Source organism: Flavobacterium sp. KS-LB2, from assembly GCF_036895565.1.
In the GTDB taxonomy this organism is placed as follows: Bacteria; Bacteroidota; Bacteroidia; order Flavobacteriales; family Flavobacteriaceae; genus Flavobacterium.
The window spans coordinates 2,317,078-2,343,694 of the sequence record NZ_CP145904.1; the positions used below are offsets into that span (position 1 = coordinate 2,317,078).

The 26,617-nt window shown below is 33.4% G+C and carries 16 protein-coding genes; 8 read left to right on the forward strand and 8 right to left on the reverse strand.

Translation table 11 applies throughout. The annotated features are described in order from the left end of the window. The first annotated feature begins 209 nt into the window (after positions 1-209). The 3 genes from rimO to V5J73_RS09890 are packed head-to-tail and all read left to right on the forward strand — an operon-like array spanning position 210 to position 2,972. Entirely contained in the window at positions 210-1,523 is a 1,314-nt protein-coding gene (gene rimO / locus V5J73_RS09880; protein WP_338648609.1) for a 30S ribosomal protein S12 methylthiotransferase RimO, read from the forward strand. A 38-nt stretch (positions 1,524-1,561) separates the two neighbouring features. Continuing rightward, complete coding sequence (locus V5J73_RS09885) at positions 1,562-2,035, forward strand: hypothetical protein (RefSeq protein ID WP_338645517.1); 474 nt, start codon at positions 1,562-1,564, stop codon at positions 2,033-2,035. 34 nt (positions 2,036-2,069) lie between these two features. Continuing rightward, a complete protein-coding gene (locus V5J73_RS09890; protein WP_338645519.1) occupies positions 2,070-2,972 on the forward strand; it encodes an N-acetylmuramoyl-L-alanine amidase in 903 nt (300 codons plus the stop codon). 324 nt (positions 2,973-3,296) lie between these two features. On the opposite strand, the gene V5J73_RS09895 is transcribed toward V5J73_RS09890, so the two are convergent. Beyond that, positions 3,297-4,346 carry an outer membrane beta-barrel protein gene (locus V5J73_RS09895; RefSeq protein WP_338645521.1) on the reverse strand — a complete coding sequence of 350 codons (1,050 nt, stop codon included), beginning with the start codon at positions 4,344-4,346 and terminating at the stop codon, positions 3,297-3,299. A gap of 611 nt (positions 4,347-4,957) precedes the next feature. Between V5J73_RS09895 and V5J73_RS09900 the strand changes: the two genes are divergently transcribed. Next, on the forward strand, positions 4,958-5,263 hold the full coding sequence (locus V5J73_RS09900; protein ID WP_338645522.1) for a hypothetical protein: 306 nt from the start codon (positions 4,958-4,960) through the stop codon (positions 5,261-5,263). An 80-nt stretch (positions 5,264-5,343) separates the two neighbouring features. After that, the gene (locus tag V5J73_RS09905; protein ID WP_338645523.1) at positions 5,344-5,823 is read left to right on the forward strand and encodes a hypothetical protein; all 480 of its coding nucleotides are present in this window, start codon (positions 5,344-5,346) and stop codon (positions 5,821-5,823) included. A gap of 139 nt (positions 5,824-5,962) precedes the next feature. Here V5J73_RS09905 and V5J73_RS09910 read toward each other — a convergent pair whose 3' ends face one another. The 6 genes from V5J73_RS09910 to V5J73_RS09935 all read right to left on the reverse strand — a co-directional run bounded on the left by V5J73_RS09910 (position 5,963) and on the right by V5J73_RS09935 (position 15,906). Then, positions 5,963-7,315 carry an NAD-dependent succinate-semialdehyde dehydrogenase gene (locus V5J73_RS09910; protein ID WP_338645524.1) on the reverse strand — a complete coding sequence of 451 codons (1,353 nt, stop codon included), beginning with the start codon at positions 7,313-7,315 and terminating at the stop codon, positions 5,963-5,965. A gap of 185 nt (positions 7,316-7,500) precedes the next feature. Next, the gene (locus tag V5J73_RS09915) at positions 7,501-9,567 is read right to left on the reverse strand and encodes a response regulator (RefSeq protein WP_338645526.1); all 2,067 of its coding nucleotides are present in this window, start codon (positions 9,565-9,567) and stop codon (positions 7,501-7,503) included. 518 nt (positions 9,568-10,085) lie between these two features. Continuing rightward, entirely contained in the window at positions 10,086-11,627 is a 1,542-nt protein-coding gene (locus V5J73_RS09920) for an acyl-CoA carboxylase subunit beta (RefSeq protein WP_338645528.1), read from the reverse strand. A gap of 50 nt (positions 11,628-11,677) precedes the next feature. Further along, on the reverse strand, positions 11,678-13,117 hold the full coding sequence (accC, locus tag V5J73_RS09925) for an acetyl-CoA carboxylase biotin carboxylase subunit (protein WP_338645530.1): 1,440 nt from the start codon (positions 13,115-13,117) through the stop codon (positions 11,678-11,680). A 4-nt stretch (positions 13,118-13,121) separates the two neighbouring features. After that, positions 13,122-13,607, reverse strand: coding sequence for an acetyl-CoA carboxylase biotin carboxyl carrier protein subunit (locus V5J73_RS09930; RefSeq protein ID WP_338645532.1), 486 nt, complete (start codon positions 13,605-13,607; stop codon positions 13,122-13,124). Positions 13,608-13,707: 100 nt separating this feature from the next. Then, a complete protein-coding gene (locus tag V5J73_RS09935; protein ID WP_338645534.1) occupies positions 13,708-15,906 on the reverse strand; it encodes a B12-binding domain-containing radical SAM protein in 2,199 nt (732 codons plus the stop codon). Positions 15,907-16,072: 166 nt separating this feature from the next. Here V5J73_RS09935 and V5J73_RS09940 point away from each other — a divergent pair, with 166 nt between their 5' ends. Beyond that, the gene (locus tag V5J73_RS09940) at positions 16,073-19,453 is read left to right on the forward strand and encodes a T9SS type B sorting domain-containing protein (protein ID WP_338645536.1); all 3,381 of its coding nucleotides are present in this window, start codon (positions 16,073-16,075) and stop codon (positions 19,451-19,453) included. A gap of 37 nt (positions 19,454-19,490) precedes the next feature. After that, positions 19,491-23,558, forward strand: a complete 4,068-nt coding sequence (locus V5J73_RS09945) for a DUF7948 domain-containing protein (protein WP_338645537.1) — start codon at positions 19,491-19,493, stop codon at positions 23,556-23,558. Positions 23,559-23,614: 56 nt separating this feature from the next. Here the strand turns inward: V5J73_RS09945 and V5J73_RS09950 are convergent, their stop codons facing one another. Then, complete coding sequence (locus V5J73_RS09950) at positions 23,615-24,898, reverse strand: MFS transporter (protein ID WP_338645538.1); 1,284 nt, start codon at positions 24,896-24,898, stop codon at positions 23,615-23,617. Positions 24,899-25,001: 103 nt separating this feature from the next. Between V5J73_RS09950 and bshC the strand changes: the two genes are divergently transcribed. Continuing rightward, a complete protein-coding gene (bshC, locus tag V5J73_RS09955) occupies positions 25,002-26,591 on the forward strand; it encodes a bacillithiol biosynthesis cysteine-adding enzyme BshC (RefSeq protein WP_338645539.1) in 1,590 nt (529 codons plus the stop codon). The last annotated feature ends 26 nt before the right edge of the window (positions 26,592-26,617 follow it).

Below are 26,617 nucleotides of genomic sequence, written 5' to 3' on the forward strand. Positions count from 1 at the left end.
TTAAAATCCGTTTCTTTATTATGGAACGGATTTTTTTTAGCACTGATTGTCCTGATACTTCGGGAAAAATCTTCCTATTTTTTCGGGAGATTGGAATGTCTCGAATCCTCGAGACCAGGAATAGCTCCATAAAAAACATAAAGATTTATGGTCCTAAAAATAAAAATTGTAATTTTGCAAAATTCCCAAATTATCGGGATTCTAATGTTATGAGAACTAAGTCTTTAAAAAAGAATAAAATCAACGTAATCACTCTAGGGTGTTCGAAAAATGTGTATGATAGTGAAGTGCTAATGGGACAACTTCGCGCAAGCGGAAAAGACGTTACGCACGAAGCTCCGGAAGCTGAAGAGGGAAATATTATTGTAATAAACACTTGTGGATTTATTGATAATGCTAAAGCAGAATCAGTAAATATGATACTGGAATATGCAGACAAGAAAGAAAGAGGGTTGGTTGATAAAGTATTCGTTACCGGATGTTTATCTGAACGTTATAGACCCGATTTAGAAAAAGAAATACCAAATGTAGACCAGTTTTTTGGAACTACAGAGTTGCCACAATTATTGAAAGCTTTAGGAGCAGATTATAAGCATGAATTACTTGGAGAAAGATTGACTACGACTCCAAAAAATTATGCGTATTTGAAAATTTCAGAGGGTTGTGACAGACCGTGCAGCTTTTGTGCGATTCCATTGATGCGAGGAAAAAATGTTTCACAAACCATTGAAAAATTAGTTAAAGAATCAGAAGGATTAGCTAAAAACGGGGTAAAAGAATTGATTTTAATTGCCCAAGATTTGACGTATTATGGTTTAGACCTTTACAAGAAAAGAGCTCTTGGAGAATTATTGGAAGCGTTGGTAAAAGTAGAGGGAATTGAATGGATTCGTTTGCATTATGCCTTCCCTACCGGTTTTCCAATGGATGTTTTGGAAATCATGAAGCGCGAGCCTAAAATTTGTAATTATTTAGACATTCCATTGCAACACATTTCAGATTCAATTTTGAAATCTATGCGCCGTGGAACCACTCAAGCAAAAACAACTAAATTATTAAAAGAATTCCGTGCTGCGGTTCCAGGAATGGCTATTCGTACGACTTTGATTGTAGGATATCCAGGAGAAACGCAAGAGGATTTCAACATACTAAAAGATTTTGTTCAAGAAATGAAATTTGACAGAATGGGTTGTTTTGCTTATTCTCACGAAGAAAATACACATGCATACTTGTTGGAAGATGACGTCCCTGATGCCGTAAAACAAGAACGTGCGAATGAAATCATGGAATTACAATCACAAATTTCTTGGGATCTAAACCAAGAGAAAGTGGGACAAACATTCAGATGCATCATCGACAGAAAAGAAGGTGGCCATTTTGTAGGAAGAACTGAATTTGACAGCCCAGATGTAGATAATGAAGTCTTGATAGACGCAACAAAACATTATGTAAAAACGGGTGAATTTGTAATGATAAAAATTATTGAAGCAACAGAATTTGATTTGTACGGAGAACCCGCATAATTTTCTTAAGACGATTTAATCCATTCTAAAAACTAAATATGAAACCATTTCAATCACTACTTATCATCGCATTTGTATTATTATCTACAAATATAATTTCTGCACAATACGGTAATGGCGGATATGGAAACGGTTATGGCAATGGTTATGGAAGTAATCGTAGAATGAATAGTGCCATGGATCAGTCCAGAGCTCAGGACAAACCAAAAGAAATTCCTGTTGAAGTAACGGTTGGAAAAATCATGGAGCGCATAAAACCGGAACTCATTCTTGATGAGCTTCAGGTTATTGCAATATCAAATATTTTGACCGAAAGTATAAAGACACAAGGCATGCTTATAAAAGCAGAAGTTAGCCAAGATGACAAAATAAAAAATATCAAAGCTCTTTCAGAAACTACTGATAGAAAAATAATGGAATTATTAAACAAAGACCAAAAGGAAAAATATATTGCTTTGAATGAAGAGTCTAAAAATCCTAAAAAATCGAAATCTAAAAAAAAATCTAACTAATCGATTTTTAGTCTGTTGCTAAATAAAAACCTACATGAGAAAAATTTTTTACTACCTTATTTTGGCAGTTATCGCTGCTTCTTGCTCAACAAATCCTTATAAAAAGAGTGAAAAAATTTATGATTCTAAGCTCAAAACATTAAAAGAAACCATTTCTAATAAAGATCCGCAGCCATTACCTGTTATTCCTCATGTAGAAATAAACATTGACACACTATACACGAAACAGTTGCATACTTACAAAGACACTCTTTTCAAAATGGGATCTACGCCTTTGCAAAACGGTGTTAATACAGAATGGATAGGAACTGTAAATTTTAATTTAAGAAAACCAAATTTCATTATTATTCACCATACAGCGCAGGATTCATTACAACAAACACTAAAAACATTCACAAAAATAGAATCTCAAGTGAGTTCCCATTATCTAATTTCAGATGACGGTAAGGTAGTCCAAATGTTGAATGATTATTTAAGAGCTTGGCATGCAGGTGCTGGTACTTGGGGAAGAAATACCGATATTAACTCGACTTCAATAGGAATTGAACTGGATAACAATGGCTCTGAAGTTTTTTCTGAATTACAAATCAATAGCTTACTGGCACTTTTGACGAAGCTAAAAAAAGATTACAACATTCCTGCTCAAAACATAATTGGTCACGCAGATATTGCACCAACCAGAAAAAAAGATCCTAGCCAATTATTCCCCTGGAAAATATTAGCAGACAAAGGTTTTGGTCTTTGGTCAGATGAATTTTTAGAAACTGCTCCAATTGATTTTAACGTCGAACAAGGATTGCGAATTATAGGGTATGACACTAAAAATCTACCTGCGGCTATAATGGCTTTTAAGCTACATTATATTCAAACAGAAGTTAATGATGTATTAGATGAAAAAACAAGAAATACCATTTATTCTATTTATAAAAAACAATAAGTAATTTACTCATCATACAATACCTACAAAAACGGTTTTTTGAATCTTTCAAAGAACCGCTTTCTATTTAAAGAGATTTCAAACTCTTTTCGTAGTTTATCCTAATATAGACTTCTTATACTTTTAAAAGCTAAATAAACAGGCTGTCAAAAACTCGAAATCATAATAACAACTCAATACAAGATGAACAAGTTGTTGCATGTAATATACAAACCCTTAAAGCTTCTATGACCGCATAACAAATCAACTGTAATCTAAACAAAAAAAGCTGCCAAAATACTTAAATGCATCTTGGCAGCTAAAAAAAAAAATATTATTTCAATACTAGAACGAGTATGTTGTTGCAAGTAATGCATAAGCCGTTAAACCTTTTGGCGCAGCATCACTGTTTGTAAAGATATCTTCTGAAGCTGTGTCAACACGGAACTCAGGAATAATAGTCAAGTTTCCTACTTTGTAGTTTAGTGATAAAGTATTACCTACAACACTAGTTCCAGCAAGTGAACCAAGTCCCGCAGTAGCATCTTTAGCATCTAAATACTCTAATCTGTAAGCTAAGCTTAATGATTCTTTCAATGCGAAATTAGCATATCCAACTAAAGCAAACCATTCTCCATCCAAAGAACTATCAAAGTCATTGTTAGTCATTGCATACGTACCGTTGAATCCTAAAGAAAATGAATCACTCACTTTTTTAGAACCTACAAAATCAAATTGTGTTTTGTTCTCATCAGAAGCAGGGTTACTACTTCCAGAAGTCACATTGAAATAGGCACTTCCTGTATCACCAACATATCCCAATTGACCTATAAAAGTTTTTTGACTTGAACCAGCTTCAATTGCCGTTTTAAAATCTGTTGGATTCGAAACTCCCGCCATGAAGCTGAATTTTCCTGATGTATACTGTGCTTTTACTCCCGTATTAAAGAATGGACCATAGGTAAAAGCATAAGACATACTGTAGTTTTTATTATCTACTGCATCCAACAATTCATATCCAACATGAGTTCCAAAACTACCAGCAGTAACTTTAAATTTATCTGAAAACTCATAAGTAAAATTCAATTGTTTAATCATGAAAGTTGAAGCAGCATCATTGTAAGTAAATTGAGCAGCTCTGTTTCCGAACCCTAAATCGACAAAAACAGACGCTTTCCCCATTTTATGAGATGCTTCTATAGAGGCCATCCCTAATTCAAATGAATTGTGAGAATTTGTAAAACTGGTAAGACTGTTATCTACTCCAGAAAAATCATATTTGTAATATGCATCGGCAGATCCTGCAAAAGTAGTTGCTGGAACTGGAGTTGACTCTTGTGCAAATGTTACTGCAGATATAAATAGTATTGCAACCGTAGTAAAGTAATTTTTCATGTTTAGTTAGTTTTAATTAGTAATCAAGTTTGGTAATTTTAATTCTAGTTAATTATTTATGTCGCGAACAAATATTTAAATAGTAAAAAAATCCATACATTTTAAGATGTTAATTTTTCTTTTATCTGAAGCGAATTTATTAACTTTTATTTCACTTGAATTACTATTTACTACTTTTTTACCTTGTTTCGAGAAGAATTATTAATAACGAAAAATGATCAAAAAATAATAGATATTCCGTATTTTAAAACATCAATTTTAAAAATTCAATAATCAAAATTTTAGTAATACCCCCTATTTTTCAAATACATTAATTAAAATAAATAAAAAAAAATGCTATTTAATGCCATTTATTTTAAAAAAAAACAACACACCCCCTTAAAATTGACTCTTATTTAAATTATTAATTTTAAACAACAAAACTGCCGACTAGCTAATTTCCTCAAACTAAGAAACCTAAAATCTCTTCATATTTCGATAAAAACGCAATTAACTTTTCATTGAGAAAAGGACTGAATCAAGAATTATAAAAACTTTATTAAACTATCATTAGTACCTTTTTTATGAAAATTTTAATTGTGTACCGATTCCTTTTTTTGTAATTTTAAACCATGTTACGTATCATATTTAAAATATCATTTTCACTCCTATTCCTCGCTTTTTCCTTGATATGGGTGAGCGAGAAACTTTCAGCACTTGTTCATGAAAAGCATTATAATTTTTATGAATTAACAGAAAACAATCCCGAAGAGAACAATGCTGAAGGGAAATTGAAACTCCTTTTCATCGATTCAATTGAAATTTTAAATTGTTTTGACTATTATTCTATAAATAACAACAGAATTAATTCTTTCGACTTATTTGTAGTCAAAGAGTTTGCTTTAAAAAAATTCACTCCCCCACCAGAAATAGTTTAATACATTTTTTCAGAAAAAAAATATTAATATATGTCCCATTCAAAAAATGAGCTCATATACAACTACTATTACATACACATATGAAAAATTTATTTATAGCCTTCACAATTTTATTTACTTCTTCATTATTTGCACAAACTCATGAAATCATAAAGCATGACGGTGAACGAATTGATATAAACTTCATTAAAATAGAAAATAATTTAGTTTACTATACCTTAGTTCAAAGCACTGAAGAAAAAACAATAAGTCAATATGCCGTGGCACAATTGAATGAAAAATTAAAAAATGATTCAAAAATCATATCAGAAAAAATTCAGCTAAATGGAATATCCGATTATAAAAAAGTGGTCATATTAAAAAAACATCAAACAATCGGATTAAAGGAGTCTGGAGTAATTACTAGTTTTTACGGTGGAACAAAAGGAGAAACTCCCTTGTCATTTTCTGATAATGGTGAAAAACGATTAAAACAAAACGCTGCGCTCCAAGGAGCTCAATTTGTCGTAATCCTTGCCAATAAACCAAAAGATTTAAAAGCCGCAATCTATACCTATTAATAAAATGCAAAACAAGCAATGAATTCATAGCTTGACATTTTAATACATGAAAATAGAGTACATAAAAAAATCGAGAGCAGACTTGTGGCAAACACAATTCCTGTTCTCGATTCTTCAATTATAAAATAACGCAAATGTATTATTCAAGAATTAATGATTTAGCATTCATAAATTCTTTAATCCCAATTGTGCCTAATTCTCTACCATAACCTGATTTTTTTATTCCCCCAAAAGGAACTCTAGAATCAGAGCGTACTAATGAATTCACAAACACATTTCCTGCTTCAATTTTTCTAGCCAATGTGTACCCATTTTCACGATCTTCAGTCCAAATTGCAGCAGCTAATCCGTATCGATGATTATTAGCGATGGTTATAGCGTCATTTTCATCTTTAGCTCTAATAATAGTTGCTAGCGGTCCAAAAGTTTCCTCTTGGAACGCAATATTGTTTGAATCTACCAAATCAATTAGTGTGGGCTGGAAATTACAATTTTCGCGATCCCCACCTAGTATTAATTTTGCACCTTGTTGTATTGACTTTTCCAACTGATCAGATAATTTCTCCGCTAAATCCAGGCGAGCCAAAGGACCTAGATTGATTCCTTCTAGTAATGGATTTCCTTGTTGCAGTAATTTGACTTTTTGAGTAAAAAGTGCTGTAAATTCCTCCGCTACTTTATCAACAACAATAAATCGTTTGGCACAAATACAGGCCTGACCAGCATTTAACATCCTAGATTGTGTAGCAACTGTGGCTGCTTTTTCAAGATTTGCATCCTTCAAAACTATAAAAGCATCAGATCCTCCCAACTCCATTACTGTTTTTTTGATATGCTTTCCTGCTAGTGAAGCGACAGATGAACCAGCCATTTCACTTCCAGTCAAAGTGATTCCATGCACAATATTTGATGCAATTACACTTTCAACTTGAGAAATATCTATCGTAATATGTTGAAAAATTCCTTCAGGGAAACCGGCTTCCAAAAAAGCTTTTTCAATAGCTTTAGCACAACCAATAACGTTTGGAGCATGTTTTAAAAGTGTCACATTCCCCGACATAATTACCGGTGCAGCATAACGCAATACTTGCCAAAAAGGATAATTCCATGGCATTATTGCAAAAACAGCTCCCATTGGATCGTAAACCGACATGCTTTTAAAAGGAGTATCATAATACTCCTCTTTCAGCATTACCTCAGCGTTATCTGCATAAAAATCACAATTCAAAGCTGATTTCTCTACTTCAGAAATACTTTCTTGCAATATTTTACCCATTTCATTGGTTATCAACAAACCTAGTTCCTCTTTGTTCCTTCTAAGAGTATCTGCTAGCTTTCTCATCATAAAAGCTCTTTGATCAAATGTAGTTTGCTTCCAATTTTTAAATGCCCGTTCTGATAATTGCAATTTTTGATTCAATTGCGCACTAGTCAATACCTCATGTTCGCCAATCAATAATTGCGAAAAAGGATTTATCGATTTAAAAACCATGTGTTTGTGATTTAAATTTTAGAAATATACTTTAAAGAAAGAAGTAACCGTTCTAAATTTAGTAAATGTTAAGCGATTAATGAGAGAGAAATTTAAAAAAACAGGTAAGATGAATCAAGTCTAAATTCAGAATTTATAAAACAGTACAATAATAAGTAATTTGCTAAACTTAAATAGACTAACTTTTATTTATCAATTTCCATAAAAACAGCATCCAATAATTCGAATACTTTTTCCTTATCCAAGGGCTTTGTGATACAATCCATAAAACCTAAACGTATTATCCTTTCTTTATCTTCAAATGAAGAATAAGCAGTCTGGGCGATAACTGGAAGTTCTGGTTTCATTACTTTTATTTTTTCATAAGCCTGATAACCATCTAAAACAGGCATTCTTATATCCATAAATACCAACGAAATATTTGGGTTTTCTTTACAAATATCGACTGCTTCTTGTCCGTTCTTAGCTCTTAAAACGGTGTGTTTTTTTGATTCAATAATTTTTTTCAAAAGCAAGAAATTAATCATATCATCTTCCGCAATTAAAATAATTTCATTGTCATTATTCCTATACAATGATTTTATTTTTTCGGGTTGTATTGTTTTTACCGTTTGATCCCATTTTAATGGAATGGTAAATAAAAAAACCGACCCCAATCCAATTGTTGAGCTTACCTTTATTTCTCCTCCCAACATTTCTACGTACGCTTTTGTAATAGACAGACCCAATCCTAGTCCAGATAAATCGACCGATCCGTCGTTTTCAATTCTTCTAAACCTATCAAAAATTACTTTTAAATAATTTTCGCTAATTCCTATACCTGAATCTTCAATTTTAAATTCAATAACATTTTTTTCTTTGTTAATTGAATATCCAAAAGCTACAAAACCTCTGTCTGTAAATTTTAAAGCATTCGTAATCAAATTAACAATAATCTGTTTTAGTTTTGTTTCATCAGTTAAAATATTCCTTTCAAGTTTTTCTGGATTTTCAAGGATATAAAACTGTATTTCTTTGTCTTTAGGGATGGTAACCTTAATAGCATTATACAATTCTTTAATACAATTTTCTATATCTAATCCTTTATAATTAGGCATAATTTGCTTTGCATCAATTTTAGACATCTCGATTAGATCTTCGATAATTGATATCAAACTACCACCACTATTTCTTATAATTTTTAAATATTCTAATCGCTCATTTTCTTTCAAATTTGCATCATGAAGTAAATCGCTAAAACCCATTATAGCATTCATAGGCGTTCTAATCTCATGCGATAAATTAGCTAAGAAAGAGGATTTCAACGTGTCACTTTCCTCTGCTTTTTGTTTGGAAATCTCTAATTGTTTCCGTTGATTGCTATTCTCTTCGAATAAGTTCCCAATGTACCCAAACTCGCCATCAGCCCTTTTTAAACTACTTATAGCATTTGAGTTACCCGTTTCAAGTATACTTTTGACTAATTTTAATGGATTATAAACCCACCGCTTTGTGTAATAAATATAGACAAAAATATTAATCAAGGAAACCAGAACAACAATAAAAAGAATCTCTTTTGTATTTGTATAATTTAAATTGAAAGGTCTTTTAAAAAGTAATTTGGCTACTACTTCATTTTTCCAATCTTTTAAATTTAAGCCTACAATAACGAAATCATCTTCATTAGCAATTACATAATCTTTTGATGCTAGATTTACTTTTGAACTACTTATGTTTCCTAAAGCATTGAAAAATGACTCGTCTAAAAGTCTTGCCATAAAAAAATAACCAGAGGGCTTCGTTTTGGTCTTTTTAGGATCATTTGAAGGATGAATTGTCGCAGCAAAAACCTCGACAATACCTTCTGGAATTTTCACATAAAATCTTTTTAATTTAGATTTATAAAGCACAGCCATCATCTCCTTTGGAATAAAATCAAAGGTTTTAATCTTAGAAGAAACAGTCTTATTGATTATTTTTTTATCTAAACCATAAATACCAATATAATCAGCCCCATATGATTCAAATTCACTAAGAATATATTCGTTATACCACTTTTCATCTTTTGTTTTCGCAAAATGAACCAACTCATTCCAATGGGTGACATCAATAATTATAGAAGTATGTGTTTTAGAATTAAGCCTAAACAAAGACTTTACTTCTTTATCGTATTGATTGTATGTAGTTTTGTAAAAATGACTCTCTTCTTGAACGGTATAAAGATAAAGCGAGATATAAATTAGAAAAAAGAAAATACTTGTCGAAATTATCAACAATAGGAGTTTAGAATACGTATTTAAATTAATCAATCTCTTCATGGAAAATAAGACGGTGAAAAAAAGTAAATTGCGAACTCAATATCAATTTTTTGTAGGATATATCGCTTTTTTTCAACGGTGCAAGTTAGTTATTTTTGTTCTAAAAAAAAATAATAGTCTTTAAATCTGATAATTTTAATTTAAATAACACTTTACTTATCAAGATTATAGTTCTCTGAGGAACTATATAAACTGAACATTTGATACTATCACAGGATCCTTTTTTAAATTTTCCAATAATCTTCACCCGTTTTTAAAAATAAATATTTTTCCTACTTACAAAATCATTAGAATTGTCCAGTTCAATCTTTCTTTTGATTCAAGCGATATCTAATTTTATAACATTTGCAATTAAATTAACTACTTCAAATCATCTATTCTTTACTTTTTTCCAAAAATAGTATCTGACGCCCTAAATTTGCATAAAACAAAAAAACCACCCTCATCAGGTGGTTTTTAATTCTTATAAAATGCTACAAAGGAATATTCCCGTGTTTTCTATTTGGAGTAATGCTTACTTTATTTTCGAGCATACTAAACGCTTTTATCAATTTGCGTCTTGTATCTTGCGGAAGAATTACTTCATCAACAAAACCACGTTGCGCTGCGGTGTAAGGATTCGCAAACAAATCGGCATATTCAGCTTCTTTTTCCAAAAGTTTTGCTTCATGGTCTTCGGCTTCATTGATTTCTTTCTTGAAGATAATTTCAGAAGCTCCTTTGGCTCCCATCACGGCAATTTCGGCAGTTGGCCAAGCAAAATTCATGTCGGCACCAATGTGTTTCGAATTCATTACATCGTACGCGCCACCATAGGCTTTACGGGTAATTACAGTTACTCTCGGCACAGTTGCTTCGCTTAAAGCGTACAACAGTTTAGCACCGTGAACGATAATTCCGTTCCATTCTTGGTCGGTTCCCGGTAAAAAACCCGGCACATCTACCAAAACCAATAACGGAATATTAAAACAATCGCAAAAACGCGTAAATCGAGCCGCTTTTTTGGAACTGTTCACATCCAGACAACCAGCTAAAATCATCGGTTGGTTGGCTATAATCCCAATGCTTTTACCTCCCAATCGAGCAAAACCGACGAGGATATTTTCGGCATAATTTTTATGAATTTCAAAAAACGAATCTTCGTCAATAATTCCACCAATCACCTCGTGCATGTCGTAGGGTTTGTTGGGATTATCCGGAATGATAGTTGCTAATTTGGTGCGAACTTCGTCATTCAGTTCATAAGGTAAATTATGTGCTTTTTCTTTATTGCTTTGTGGCAAATAACTCAACAAGCGTTTCAAATCTTCCAGACATTCCACATCATTGGTCGAGGTACAATGCGCGACACCAGATTTAGTAGAATGCGTACTTGCACCACCTAATTCCTCTGAAGTCACGGTTTCATTGGTTACGGTTTTCACCACATTCGGACCTGTTACAAACATATAACTGGTATCTTCAACCATCATTGTAAAATCGGTCATCGCAGGAGAATATACTGCTCCTCCGGCACATGGCCCCATAATAGCAGATATTTGCGGAATAACACCACTGGCTTGTACGTTTCTGTAAAAAATATCGGCATAACCGCCCAAAGAACGAACACCTTCTTGAATACGTGCTCCACCAGAATCATTTAGTCCAATCATGGGCGCACCCATTTTGACAGCCATATCCATCACTTTACAGATTTTCTCGGCATGAGTTTCGGATAATGAACCACCAAAAACGGTAAAATCCTGAGCAAAAATATAGACCAATCGTCCGTTTATGGTTCCGTATCCCGTAATGACTCCATCTCCGTAATACAGTTCTTTTTCCATTCCAAAATCAGATGTTCGGTGCGTCACCAACATCCCAATTTCTTCAAAAGAACCTTCGTCCATCAAATAATTGACACGTTCTCTTGCCGTCAGTTTTTTATTCGAATGTTGTTTTGCTATTCTGTTTTTACCTCCACCTAAATGAGCTTCAGCAATTTTATGATTTAATGTATCTATTTTGTCTTTCATACTATTCTTTTTTTAACCGCTAATCCGCTATTTTTTTTTAAAATCATTGTTTAATTTAGTAAGCGTACAATTTTTTGATCTTCAAAATATTGTTTCAAAGCGACCTTCGCAGCGATTTCGGCTTCTTGCGCTATTTGATTTTTCAACACATTAGCATTGTAATAGTTTTTTACAAAATGCGTGTCAAATTTCCCGGAACGAAACGCCTCATGTTCAAAAACAAATTTCCCAAAAGGCAATGTAGTCTGAACTCCTTCTATATGATAGTCTTCAATGGCCTTAATCATAATTTGAATCGCTTCCTCGCGAGTTTCTCCATATGTGATTAATTTGGCCAACATTGGATCATAATAAATAGGAATATCCATGCCTTGCTCAAAACCATTATCCACACGAATTCCTTCGCCCACTGGCAATTGATACACATCCAAATGCCCTACACTCGGCAAGAAATCATTCATCGGATCTTCGGCATACACACGCAATTCCATTGCATGACCTTTTATTTTTAAATCTTCTTGTTTGATTGCTAATGCTTCTCCCCTTGCCACTCTGATTTGCATTTCTACTAAGTCGGTTCCGGTTATCAATTCTGTAACGGGATGTTCTACCTGCAAACGGGTATTCATTTCCAAGAAGTAGAAATTATTATTTTCGTCCAATAAAAATTCTACAGTTCCAGCTCCTAAATAATCACAAGATTTGGCAACCAAAACGGCTGCTTCTCCCATTTTTTTACGCAATTCCGGTGTTAAAACTGAAGAAGGCGCTTCTTCAATTACTTTTTGGTGACGACGCTGGATGCTGCATTCTCTTTCGAATAAATACAGTACATTACCGTGACTGTCTGCCATAACTTGGATTTCGATATGTCTTGGTGAACCCACATATTTTTCGATAAAAACCGAACCGTCTCCAAAAGCAGCAATAGCTTCACTAATAGCACGATCCATTTGAGATTCAAAATCAGCTTCGCTTTCTACCACACGCATTCCTTTTCCACCACCACCTGCTGAAGCTTTAATCAGTATTGGAAAACCAACTTCCTTGGCAATGACTTTTGCTTTTTCGGCATCCGTAATGGCTTGGTCAAAACCGGGAACCATTGGAATATTATATTGTTTAACGGCATCTTTCGCCGCTAATTTACTTCCCATGATTTTTATTGCTTTCGACTTTGGACCAATAAAAATGATGTTATTTTTTTCAGCTTCTTCAGCAAAATCTGCATTTTCACTCAAAAATCCATAACCCGGATGAATAGCATCCACGTTTAAAGATTTGGCAACCTCTATGATTTTGCTTCCTAACAAATACGATTGACTCGAAGGTGCTTCTCCAATCCAAACGGCTTCATCGGCAAATTTTACGTGCGGTGCATTTCTGTCGGCAGTTGAATAAACTGCTACGGTTTTAATGCCCATTTTTTGTGCGGTTTTCATCACCCTGATAGCAATTTCCCCTCTATTGGCAACTAGTATTTTTTTCATAATCTTATTCGAATTCAATTAACAACTGTCCTTTATCAACGGCATCTCCCATCAATACCGAAATGGTTTTAATAACGCCATCTCGAGGAGAAAGGAAACTGTTTTCCATTTTCATAGCGCCAAGAATTATTAAATTGTCGTTTTCTTTTACAGTTTGTCCTACCACAACACTGATTTCCAGAATCAATCCGGGCATAGGTGCTTTGATAAAATTAACTTGTTTGGTAAGTCCTGTTTCGAATCCCATTTCTTTGATTAAAATATCCAAAGGGTTTGAAATAGCAATGGTATACGTGTTGTTGTTTACCTTGACGGTGTAGCTTTTTTGAAGAAAATCAGAAGCAATAATTTCTGCTTGATAAGGTATGTTTTCCTTTAAAATATGGAACTTATCTTTTGCTACACTTACTGCATCCAATTGTGAAACACTTTCTTTTTCCAAATCAAAATGAAAAGTGTCGTTTACATTAACTTTATAACCAATACTCATTTGTTTCTATTTTAGAATCGTAAAAATAAGTAAAAGAAAACGTTTTCGTAAACCTAAAATTAAGTTTTTATGCTAAATAGATATAGTTAGAGAGAAAAATTTATAAAACTAATAATCCAAACTCTCTGAGTGTTTTAATTGGCTTTGAGTACCAAAATAATTCAAAATCCTCCAGATTTGATTCGAAATTAGCTTTAACTTCTTGGTAATTATAAATTTTAGTGTTCGAAACAGAGATTTTTTGTAACATTTCTACCAACCATTCTCCTTCTTCCTTATTAGTTTGAATATTGAAACTTTCTTTCTTATCATGAAAAGTCAAGATCATCATCTCCCAGGAATTTCCTTTTTTAGATTTGGTAAAATGTTCTACAAATGGCTTTCCACCCAACCAAACGATTTTGGCTGTAGGCTTGATGTTGAAACCCTCCTCTTCCTGTAAAGCGTCAAATATAAAATCAGGGGAGATTTTAGTCTTTGGAATTTTAAACTCGAACCAATCCTGCAGTTCGTAATCAAAACAGATTCCGTGCATAAAATTGAACAAGGATTTCTTCAGTCCAAAACTAAATTTATCATGATCGATTCCTGTTGCATCCGTATAATTAATATCGTTATTGGCGAAAGTTCCTATCGCTTCGGTTTCTTTTACCACACCAAATTTCTCCGGGTACAAACCCACTGGGCTGTGCGCGGTCATCGCAAACTGGTGCCAAAATCCGGATTGCAATACACCAACTTCAAATAATTGACGTACCATTTCAAGACTGTCCACCGTTTCCTGAATAGTTTGTGTAGGATAACCATACATCAAATACGCGTGAACCATAACGCCGGCTTCGGTAAAATTCCGGGTGACTTTTGCTACTTGTTCCACCGTTACGCCTTTATCTATTAGTTTTAATAATCTATCGGAAGCAACTTCGAGACCACCAGAAACAGCGATACAACCGGATGATTTTAGAAGCAAACATAAATCTTTAGTAAAACTTTTTTCGAATCGAATGTTCGTCCACCACGTCACTGCTAATTTCCTGCGAAGAATTTCAAGAGCCAAAGCACGCATCAAAGCCGGAGGAGCCGCTTCGTCAACAAAATGAAATCCATTCTCGCCTGTTTGAGCAATCATTTCCTCCATTCTATCACACAATAAATTGGCAGCGACAGGCTCGTATATTTTTATATAATCCAAAGAAATATCACAAAACGTACATTTTCCCCAGTAGCAACCATGCGCCATGGTGAGTTTGTTCCAGCGTCCATCGCTCCACATTCGGTGCATTGGATTCACAATTTCGATAACCGAAATATATTTATCCAAAAGTAAATCCGAATAATCGGGAGTTCCCACTTGCGATTGTTTGTAATCGTGTTTTAGGGAATTATTTTTGTAAACTACTTTCCCCTCTTCCAACAGAAAAGTTCTTTTATAAGAATTGTAATCTTTATTTTCAATATTGGAAATTAATTCTTCAATTGGTGTTTCGCCATCATCCAATGTAATATAATCGAAAAACTTAAAAACGCGAGCATCCGAAAGCGAACGCAGTTCTGTATTTGGAAAACCGCCACCCATTGAAATCTTAATATTCGGATAATGTTTTTTTACCCATTGTGCGGAACGAAAAGCAGAATATAAATTTCCCGGAAACGGAACTGAAATTAAGAATAATGTGGGTTGAATAGTTTCAATTCTCTCTTTTAGAATTGAAAGAAGTAAATTATCAATATACGTTGGCTCTTGTTGTAAGGCTTCGTACAACTCATCAAAAGAATTAGCACTTCGTCCCAAACGTTCTGCATAGCGACTAAAACCAAAATTAGCATCGACACATTCCACAATAAAATCGGAGATGTCTTCAAGGTACAATGTCGCTAAATGCTTTGCTTTGTCCTGCGTTCCCATCGTTCCAAAAGCCCAATCGAGTTCTTCCAATTGTGCAAATCGAGACGCTTCCGGCAAGAAATCTTCCTGACAAATTTGAAGCGCCAAAGTTGGATTTTTCCCTTGAAGGAAAGCAATTACTGGATTGATTGTTTTTAAGTACTCGTCTTTTAAAGCGTAAATACGTTTCGAGTTATCCGAAATTTCTCTAACGGTAAACTTGAAACTTGCATTTTTAAACAAATTTTCAAGTCCTTCTTTCGAAAACAATTTCAAAATCACTTCGATACCCAAATCAGCCTGAACAGACTCAATATTTTTGGTATTCAGAAACCCTTTGATATATGCAGTTGCCGGATACGGTGTATTCAGTTGGGTAAAAGGCGGCGTGATGAGAAATAATTTGGTTTTCAAGAGGAATTGTTTTGTGCAAAAATAAGGGATAATTCTATTCTTTTCACAAAAGTAAAAGGCTACATTTTTATTTATTCTTTAGATTCATATACAAAACAAAGTCCTTTTTAGTTTTCATGTTATCTTTATATATTTAATTACATTTACGCTTGTTTAAATTTTTTATATGAGACAAAAATTACGCTTACTTTTTTTACTTTTTACTTTTTCATTTGCAATGCAAGGTCAATGTTTTGATTGTACAAAAAACTTTGGTGGTTGGAATGATGATGCTACTGCTGATTTAAAGAAAGCAAGCGATGGTATATACTTAGCAAAGAATGGAGGGAATTTTGGAGATTGGATGTCTATTTACAAATTTGATTTTAATTGCAATTTAGTTTGGAAAAAAGAAATTGACGAAAGAAATCTCTATTTAAGCAAGTTAGCAATTGACAGCCAAGACAATATATATGTTTTATTTACTTGGTATAATGCTCATAATACTGTAGGCACCTATCCACAATTATTTAGTGGATTGCCTATGTATCCTGGATTAAATCTGGTGAAATTTGATAAAAATGGAAATTTTGTTTGGAACCGATCAATAGGTAGTGGTGCAGATTACGGAATGAGAGATATCTATATCTACAATGATATTCTATACATAACTGGCACATTCTATGCTAGCATAACAATCAACAATCAAATAACACTGACAAACACCTTTAATACCGGATATTATTTGTATCATCCATTATTATTCATTTCTAAATTTGATCTTGATGGAAATCTAAAAGAAGCTAAAAAATTTGGAACTAGCGATGCTGAGTATACTAGCTCTACAATGGATAAAAATGGAGATTTATATTTCGCAAGATATTCACCTTCAAATAGTTCATATACTCATTCAGACATTGATAAAATCGATACTAATTTAAATATTGTCTGGAGTAAAGAAATTTCCAACAATAAAACTAAAAATGCATCTTTTCACAGACCAACTCTTTTACATTATAACCCTAACAATGACAAATTATATCTGTGGGCATCTTTTTACAAACTAGCAGATATACTTGGAACTATTTATACAGATCCTATCGAAGGATATCTTTTTACCCAAAGTATTTTATCAGAATTCAATATTACCACAGGAAACTTAGAGAGAATTAAACAAATTAACAACTCATCACGTTTGGACATTCCCGGGATGGATGGAAACTCTTCAGGAAACACTGGTTATTTAACTGAAAAAGGAAATGAATTATTTATTTTTTCTAGTTTTACCGGCACAATGACATTTCCCAATGCAACCATCAAAAGTAGAACGTACACTAGTGGTTCGTCTGAATATGATAGTGAGGATTTGGTACTTTTTAAAGTCAATTTAAACAATTTTGAATCTGAATTTATACTAAAATCAAATGGAACAAATTATTATTCGCAAGGCATGTCTACTGATGCTGCTAGCCCAATTTTATTTAATGGAAATGACCTATTCCTAACGGCAAATTTTCAAAGTTCCCCATTAACTATCAACGGTTCTTTTATCAACAATAACAGTGGTAACAATGCCAGCGATGTTATGTTTTATAAATATAAACTTGATGCATCAAATGCCACTGGTGAAATAATCACTGAAAATACCTGTTTGAACGGCTTGACTAGCTTTAAGGTAAACGGAACATTTGATTCAATTACTTGGGATTTTAACGACCCTAATTCATCATCAAATAGTGCAGCAATTAATAATCCAACACACCAGTTTTCAGCTGAAGGGACTTATCACGTTAAAGTGATAGTAAATTGCGGCTCTGATTCACAAACGCTAGAAAAAGACATCACTATTACTAATACCCCTGCTATTAATACTCTGAACTCCATTTATTCCTGCGAGACGATTCCAGGATCTGGAATATCAAACTCCTTTGATACTTCGAATATAAACTCGACTATAGTAGGGAGTCAAACTAATTTAGTAGTAGAATATTTAGATTCAAATGGAAATTTATTACCCAGTCCTTTACCAAATCCATATACCAATACTATCAAAAAAGAAGAAACCATAAGAGTCAAAAGTTATTTTCAAAATAATCCATTTTGCTTTGTTGAAACCGATTTAAAACTTTATACATTGGATAAGCCTACAAATCCCATTATAATTTCCCCACAAAATTTTTGCATCCAACAAAATGCAACAATTAGTAACATTTCAATTACGGGTCAAAATATAAAATGGTATGATACTTTAACTAATGGAACACTCCTATCAAACACAACTCCACTACAAAACGGAACCACTTATTACGCATCGCAAACCATTAGTGGCTGTGAAAGCGAAAGAATTCCAGTTCTTATAAACATCCAAAATACTCCTCAACCAACAGGAAATACAAATCAAACTTTCTGTTCCAGTCAAAATCCAACTTTAGAAACCATCGAAATTTCAGGTAATGAAATAAAATGGTATAATTCAGCTGGAGTTCTTTTGTCTAATTCAACTCCTTTGCAAGACGGCTTGATTTACTATGCTTCTCAAACTATGGGTGGATGTGAAAGCCCAGATAAACTCGCCATTACAATCTCTTTGATAAACACTTTACCTGCAAATAATTATGAAGAATTATTTTGTGATGATTTGAATGACGGCTCCGAGAAAGTGAATTTATCAGATTATGATTCTAAGTTGATTTCAAATACTTCAGGATACACCTTTTCTTATTATTCGACTTTTTTAGGTGCCGAAAATCAATTGACAGGGAATCAAATCAATAATTTTTCAAATTACAACTTAGCTTTGGGTGAAAACAAAATTTACGTTCGAATCAATTCAAATACGCCTTGTTATGCCATCATTGAACTGAAATTAACTCTACTATCAAAACCAATTATTATAATTCCTGATGTTGTTCCCATTTGTGAAAACAATTCCATTATTATTGATGCCGGTTCAGGTTTCGACACTTATTCATGGTCGAATGGAGCCACAACATCATCCATATCAGTCTCTAATCCCGGCAATTTTTCGGTAACCGTTACTAATAATTATAGTACTATTTCTTGTTCCAGTACAAAGAATTTTGAGGTCAAAAAATCAAATATTGCTACAATTACAGCTACCGAAACTAAAGATTGGACGGACAATGAGAATATAATTACCGTTTTTGCATCAGGTGCAGGTGATTTCGAATATTCAATTGACGGTATTCATTTTCAGGATAGCAATCAATTTTCGGCATTATATAGTGGTGAATATACCATTCATGTTAGAGACAAAAATGGTTGCGGAACCGCCACAGACAAAGTTTTTTTATTAATGTATCCCAAATATTTTACCCCAAACGGTGATGGTTTTAATGATACTTGGAGTATTAAATTTTCAGATTTGGAAACCAACTTGACGATAAAAATATTTGATCGTTATGGGAAATTAATCACAGCATTAATCCAAAATAATGATTGGAACGGAACCATGAATGGTTATGAACTCTCGTCCGATGATTATTGGTTTATCGCGACCAGAGCAGATGGAAAAGAATACAAAGGTCATTTTAGTTTGAAACGCTAACAATCATAACCCAACAAAAACTGATTAAACGGTACAGATGAAAGAAAAATTGCTGCTATTATTTATATTATTAATTACACCTTTATTTGCTCAAAATAAAAATCAATCGGTCGGTTTTAAAGAAAATAAAGGGCAGATTATTGACCAGAAAGGAAAAGCGAATCCTGAAGTAAAGTATTTATTAAATTCAAATGGGCTAAATGTTCAGTTAAAGAAGAATGGGTTTTCGTATGATGTTTATGAGACAAAAAAACATCCTATAAGACATTCTATAGAAGAAAAAAGAAGTTTATCTCCTTTAGATTACAATAAAGAAAAAACACCTGATTATACTTTAGAATATGTCTTTCACAGAATAGATATTGATTTTATTAATTCCAATCCCAACGTAGAATTAGTTACAGCTGAAGCTTCTAAAGATTATGATAATTATTACAATGTCACGAATAAACCTGAAGGTATTCTTAACGTACATAAGTTCCAACAAATAACATATAAAAATATTTACCCAAATATTGATGTGGTTTTTTCAATTCCAAAAGATACTTTGAAAACAGTGGAATATAATTTTGTAGTGCATCCAAAAGGCAAAATTTCGGATATACAAATGAAATTTAACGGTGTTAAAACGGATTTAGTTGATAATAAAATCCAAATGAAAGTTCGTTTTGGTGAAATGGAAGAAACCCTGCCCGCTAGTTGGACAGAAGACGGGATAGAGAAAAAAGAAATTACTGTTGGTTACAAAAGAATCAAAAACAATGTTTACGGATTTGAAACCGCAAGTATTACTACTAATAAAACCGTAATAATTGACCCGGTTCCAGTGCGGTTGTGGGGGACTTATTATGGGGGAGAGAATTTGGAATTTTCTTCCTCAGTGTTCGTAAAAGATAGTTTTGTATATTGGGCAGGGACTACTTACAGCAACAACAATATAGCATCATCAGGAGCGTATCAAAATTATTACAACGCAGGATGGGATTATGACTCTTTTTTTACCAAACTTAATTCAGACGGCACAAGAGTTTGGGGAACGTACTATGGAGGAGGATATGCGGACAGAATTAATCAAATTAGAGTTTCTAACAATGATAACGTATATATTGGAGGTGAAACTTTGAGTAAAACTAATATAGCAACTTTTGGAAGTCATCAACAAAATTCTGGTGATCCAATTTCGAATGGTTATGATGGTTTTTTAGTCAAATTTGATAATAATGGAATCAGACAATGGGGAACATACTATGGTGATTTGAATGATGAAAGAATAAATAGTTTAATAATCGATTCAAATGAAAAAATTTATATTTCAGGAGAAACTAGAAGCGATAAAAACATTGCTACAAATGGTTCATATCAGCCTAATTACACGAATCAAGGTCAGTATCCTTATGATGGATTTATAGCGAAATTTAACTCTAATGGAGTTCGAGAATGGGGAACATACTGTGGAGGAAATAATAGAGATGCAATTTTAGATTCTAAATTAGATTCTAATGGTGACCTTATTTTTCTCGGGATTACCAATAGCACTTCCGGTATTGCAACACCAAATTCCTACCAAGAGATGAATAATGGTTTAGACGGTTTTTTAGTGAAATTCGACACCAATGGAAATAGAATTTGGGGTACTTATTTTGGTGGAAATAGTGATGATTTATTCTTCAATTTAGGAATAGATGCAAGCGATTACTTGTATTGCTTTGGACAAACTTATAGTACTATAAACATAGCTACAACTGGAGTTTTTCAAGAAATCTATAAATCTAATCAACTTAATCACAGTGGATGTATTTTTAAATTAAATCCAAATGGATTTAAAACTTGGGGCTCCTATTTTTTTCCAGAGACTTTAGGAGGTTCTGTTTCCAAAACTGGAAATGTATATTTTACGGGAAGAGTAGAAAATGGTTTTGAAGCTACTCCAAATTCATATCAAGATCAACCAATAAGTAGCAATTCAGGAACTGATTCATATTTAGTAAAATTAAACACTAATGGGAAGAGAGAATGGGCAACCTATTTTGGTGGAGAAATGGCTGATAATGCTTACATAACCGAAGTAGGTGACAATTCAAATATTTATTTAGCTGGGATTACTAACAGTTTTACAAGTATAGCGACACCAAACACCTATCAACCAAATCGCTATCCAGACACCAACTTTTACACGTTTAATGGAGGCGATGCTTTCCTTGTTAAATTTAAAGATTGCCTATCCTCTACAACAGCCACTTCAAATTCTCCAATTTGCATTGGTGGAACATTAGAACTAAAAGCATCCGGCGGAACCGATTATGCTTGGACGGGACCAAACGGTTTTACTTCTACTCTACAAAATCCAACGATTTCTAATCCAACTGCTCAAAATAGCGGTCAATATAGTTGTAGTATTACCGGAACAGGCGGTTGCGATGATACAAAAACACTAGATGTAATTGTTGGTGATGTTGAATCGCCAATTCCAGATAGTTTAACCCTGCCAACACTTACCGGAGATTGCAACACAGTAATTACTACAATCCCAACAGCAACAGATAGTTGTGCAGGTACGATTACAGCAACAACCTTAAGTCCCCTTACTTATGGTTTACCTGGAACGTATAATGTGATTTGGAATTATAATGATGGAAACGGAAATACATCAACACAAAACCAAACCATCACAATTAATAATCAGCCCTTACCAACATCAACCTCCACCCAAACCTTCTGTATCCAACAAAATGCAACTTTAAGTTCAATTGCAATTACGGGTCAAAATATAAAATGGTATGATACTTTAACTAATGGAACACTTTTATCAATTACAACTCCATTACAAAACGGAACTTCTTATTACGGTTCTCAAACCATTAATGGATGCGAAAGTGAAAGAATTCCTGTTTTAATCAATATTCAGAATACACCTGCACCAACAGGAAATGTCAACCAAACTTTTTGTTCTAGCCAAAATCCAACGTTAGACATCATCCAGATTTCTGGAACTTCAATAAAATGGTATAACTCTTCTGGAACGCTTTTGATTAATTCAACTTCTTTGCAAAACGGAGTGACTTATTATGCAACTCAAACTGTAAATAATTGCGAAAGCGAACGACTTGGAATCACCATTTCAATTGTAAATACGCCCGCTACTCCAACTGCAATTACAACTCAATCTTTCTGTAAAAAAGAAAACGCAAGGTTGAGCACTATTCAAATAGCTGGACAAGACATAAAATGGTATGAAACTAATTTTAGTACAATTAGTTTACCTAATTCTACTTTACTTGAAAATAACAAAAGCTATTATGCCTCACAAACTATAGGCTGTGAAAGTAATAGAATTGCTATTTTAATTCGAATTTATGACACTCCACCTCCAACAGGAAACACTAATCAACAATTTTGTATTGATGCAAATACACAAATTTCCAATCTAAATATTTTGGGTTCCAATATTAAATGGTATGATTCATTAACCAATGGAACGGCTTTAGCTGAAACAACTGCATTATCAAATGGCGTAACCTATTATGCTACGCAAACATTAAATGACTGCGAAAGTGAAAGAATAGCAATTACGGTAAGAATTCAGGATACGCAAATCCCATTTGGTAATCCAAACCAAACTTTTTGCATTCAAGAAAATGCAAAAATTAGCAATATTGCTATCGAAGGTCAAAACATAAAATGGTACGCAAGCATTTCCTATTTAACTACATTATCTGAATCGATTGTACTTGAAAATGGAATGACTTATTACGCATCTCAAACTATAAACAACTGCGAAAGTATGCTAACTCCGATAACAGTGAATATTCTTGAAGCAACAGATGCAGGCTGTATTGATTTAGTAGATGAGCTTCCATACCCAAAATTCTTCACGCCAAACGGAGATGGGTTCAATGATACTTGGACTATTAATTTTGCTTATTTGAAACCTAATACTGGAATTCAAATTTTTGACCGTTATGGGAAATTAATACAAATTCTAAAAGAAAATCAAACTTGGGACGGAACTTTCAATAGCCAACAACTTCTTGCTACTGATTATTGGTTTATAGTTACTCGAGCAGACGGAAAAGAGTATATAGGGCACTTTAGTTTGAAACGATAAAAAAAGGTCGGCTGAAAAATTTCAGTCGACCTTTATCTTTCAAAATCTTTTCTATTTTAAAATTTATGTTCTTCTTTACTAATCACCAGTAGTGCAAACAACGAAATACAAGCCGCTATGGTCAGATAAAATCCAACATAAGTCAGACTATAAGTGCTTGCTAACCAAATCGCAATCATGGGTGCAAAAGCAGCTCCCAAAATTCCAGCTAAGTTAAAGGTCAAAGAAGCTCCTGAATAACGAACTGCAGTGGGAAATAATTCAGACAAAAAAGTACCTAAGGGACCATACGTAAATCCCATCAAAGCCATTCCTGTGCATAAAAATACAGTGATCATGACCGTACTTCCTGAGTTTAGAAAATAAGAAAATGCAAAACCAAACACCGCAATAGCAGTCGTGGCAATAATTAGCATTTTACGTCGCCCAATTTTATCAGCTACCAGGGCTGAAATTGGAATAAAAGCCGCAAAAAATAAAACCGAGAACAACTGAATCAATAGAAAATCCCTTTTGGCAAAACCTAAGTCGGATGTAGCCCAACTCAATGTAAACACTGTCATTAAATAAAAAACTAAAAAAGTAGTCACGGCAGCAAAAGTTCCAAAAATTAATTGATTTTTATACGATTTAATAAGCGTAAAGAAAGGGATTTTCACCTCTTTCTGTTCTTTTTTTGAGTTTTCAAAAGAAGGAGTTTCGGTAATTTTAGTTCGGATATAAAAACCTACTACTACCAAAAGCGAACTGGCTATAAAAGGAATTCTCCAGCCATAATTCATGAAATCGTCATTACTCAATGTATCAGTCAATAACAAAAAAGTTCCTCCAGAAAGCAACAAACCAATAGGGGCTCCTAATTGTGGGAACATGCCATACCAAGCTCTTTTATGAGGTGGTGCATTTTCAATAGCTAACAGTACCGCTCCTCCCCACTCGCCTCCTAAACCAACACCTTGACCAAATCGGCACAACATCAATAACAAAGGTGCTGCAATCCCAATACTGGCATAGCTAGGTAAAAAACCAATAGTTACGGTCGAAATTCCCATAGTCAATAATGCAGCTACCAAGGTGAATTTACGTCCAATTTTATCTCCATAATGTCCAAAAAACGCTGAACCAAGCGGACGCGATAAAAAAGCAATGGAGAAAGTGGCTAGCGATTGTAATGTAGCCATTGTTGCATCTGAACTTGGAAAAAACAACTGAGGAAACACCAAAACAGCTGCATTCGCATAAATATAAAAATCAAAAAATTCAATTGTAGTTCCTATTAAGCTGCCAAAAAGAACATGTTTTGTTGTATTTTTTGTTATTTTTTTAGAGATATCTTTCATAGAATTGTTAAAATATTTAGATAAAAATGAGACTATTTTTCGAAAGTAACAAATAAATAATTCCAATAAATAATGGTAAATTAGCAACATATAAAACTTTATTATGCCAACCGACTGTATCAGCTATCAGAATTCCGGATATTTTTCTCCTTTGATGAATGATTATTTAGACAAAAAAAACAACTTATCATCCTTATATAACAGATTTCCAACACTTGAAAACTATAAAGAACAAATTCTCGAGAAGCAAGCAAATTTTAATGAAACTTCCAGAAAAACATTAGTTTCCATTTTACAAAAACAATATTTGAATGTTGAAACTTCGGTTTTAACCAAACAAAATATTGATGCTTTAAGCAATACTAATACATTTACTGTTACAACTGGACATCAGTTGAATTTATTCAGCGGACCGCTTTATTTCTTGTACAAAATCATTTCGACTATTAATTTAACAAGCGAATTAAAAGCAAAATATCCAACCTACAACTTCGTACCCATTTACTGGATGGCTACCGAGGATCATGATTTTGAAGAAATCAATTATTTCAATTTTAAAGGAAAAAAATTCCGCTGGAACAAAGAAAGCACAGGTCCCGTTGGACGATTATCCACCGATGGTTTAGCTGATTTCCTAGAAGTATACAAACTGGAATTGGGTTCCAGTACGAATGCCGAAACATTAAAAAAATTATTTAAAGATTCTTATCTTGCGCACAACAACCTAGCCGATGCAACACGTTTTTTGGCAAATGCACTTTTTGGCGACTATGGATTAGTTATTTTGGATGCAGATAATGCCGATTTAAAACGTAATTTCATTCCATTTGTAAAAGAAGAATTACTACACCAATCCTCGCACAAATTAGTACTAGAAACTGCCGAAAAATTAAAAGAATATACGATTCAAGTTAATCCCCGTGAAATAAATTTGTTTTACATCGAGGATAATGTACGCGAGCGTATTCTTTTTGAAGATGGGAAATACAAAGTAAATCATACAAAAATTGAGTTTTCTGAAACAGAAATTCTAACATTATTAGAAAATCATCCAGAAAAATTCAGTCCTAACGTAATTATGCGTCCATTATATCAAGAAGTAATTCTTCCCAATTTATGTTACATTGGCGGAGGTGGAGAAATTGCTTATTGGTTAGAACTAAAATCCTATTTTGAATCTGTAAAGATAACTTTCCCAATGCTTTTACTTAGAAATTCAGTACTCTTAGCAACTGAAAAACAGGCTAAAAAAGCAGAAAAACTAGATTTAAATTGGAGCGATTTATTTTCGAAACAAGCCCTCTTAGTAGACTCTAAAACCAACAAATTATCTGAATTCTCTATCGATTTGGCACATTTGAAAGAACAATTACACCAACAATTTGAAATGCTGTATGCAATAGCGAACAAAACAGATGAATCATTTATTGGAGCGGTAAAAGCACAAGAAAAAAAACAAACGAAAGGATTAGAAAATTTAGAGAAACGTTTGCTCAAAGCACAAAAAAGAAAATTAAGTGATGTATTACACCGCATCACCGACTTACAAAACGAATTGTTTCCCAACCAAAGTTTGCAGGAACGTCAAACTAACTTTTCTGAATTTTACTTGGAATACGGCGAAAATCTAATCCCAATAATAGTCAAACAACTCAAGCCATTGAACAATATATTTGATACCATTGTGCTTTAATCAAATTTTCGGTATTTGAATGCTAA

Bases quoted from the DNA above. Each gene is read 5' to 3' on its own strand.
- V5J73_RS09890 (WP_338645519.1), top strand. From the start codon at position 2,070: ATGAGAAAAATTTTTTACTACCTTATTTTGGCAGTTATCGCTGCTTCT.
- V5J73_RS09905 (WP_338645523.1), top strand. From the start codon at position 5,344: ATGAAAAATTTATTTATAGCCTTCACAATTTTATTTACTTCTTCATTA.
- bshC (WP_338645539.1), top strand. From the start codon at position 25,002: ATGCCAACCGACTGTATCAGCTATCAGAATTCCGGATATTTTTCTCCT.
- V5J73_RS09940 (WP_338645536.1), top strand. From the start codon at position 16,073: ATGAGACAAAAATTACGCTTACTTTTTTTACTTTTTACTTTTTCATTT.
- V5J73_RS09895 (WP_338645521.1), bottom strand. From the start codon at position 4,346: ATGAAAAATTACTTTACTACGGTTGCAATACTATTTATATCTGCAGTA.
- V5J73_RS09910 (WP_338645524.1), bottom strand. From the start codon at position 7,315: ATGGTTTTTAAATCGATAAATCCTTTTTCGCAATTATTGATTGGCGAA.
- V5J73_RS09920 (WP_338645528.1), bottom strand. From the start codon at position 11,627: ATGAAAGACAAAATAGATACATTAAATCATAAAATTGCTGAAGCTCAT.
- rimO (WP_338648609.1), top strand. From the start codon at position 210: ATGAGAACTAAGTCTTTAAAAAAGAATAAAATCAACGTAATCACTCTA.
- V5J73_RS09885 (WP_338645517.1), top strand. From the start codon at position 1,562: ATGAAACCATTTCAATCACTACTTATCATCGCATTTGTATTATTATCT.
- V5J73_RS09950 (WP_338645538.1), bottom strand. From the start codon at position 24,898: ATGAAAGATATCTCTAAAAAAATAACAAAAAATACAACAAAACATGTT.
- V5J73_RS09900 (WP_338645522.1), top strand. From the start codon at position 4,958: ATGTTACGTATCATATTTAAAATATCATTTTCACTCCTATTCCTCGCT.
- V5J73_RS09930 (WP_338645532.1), bottom strand. From the start codon at position 13,607: ATGAGTATTGGTTATAAAGTTAATGTAAACGACACTTTTCATTTTGAT.
- V5J73_RS09945 (WP_338645537.1), top strand. From the start codon at position 19,491: ATGAAAGAAAAATTGCTGCTATTATTTATATTATTAATTACACCTTTA.
- accC (WP_338645530.1), bottom strand. From the start codon at position 13,117: ATGAAAAAAATACTAGTTGCCAATAGAGGGGAAATTGCTATCAGGGTG.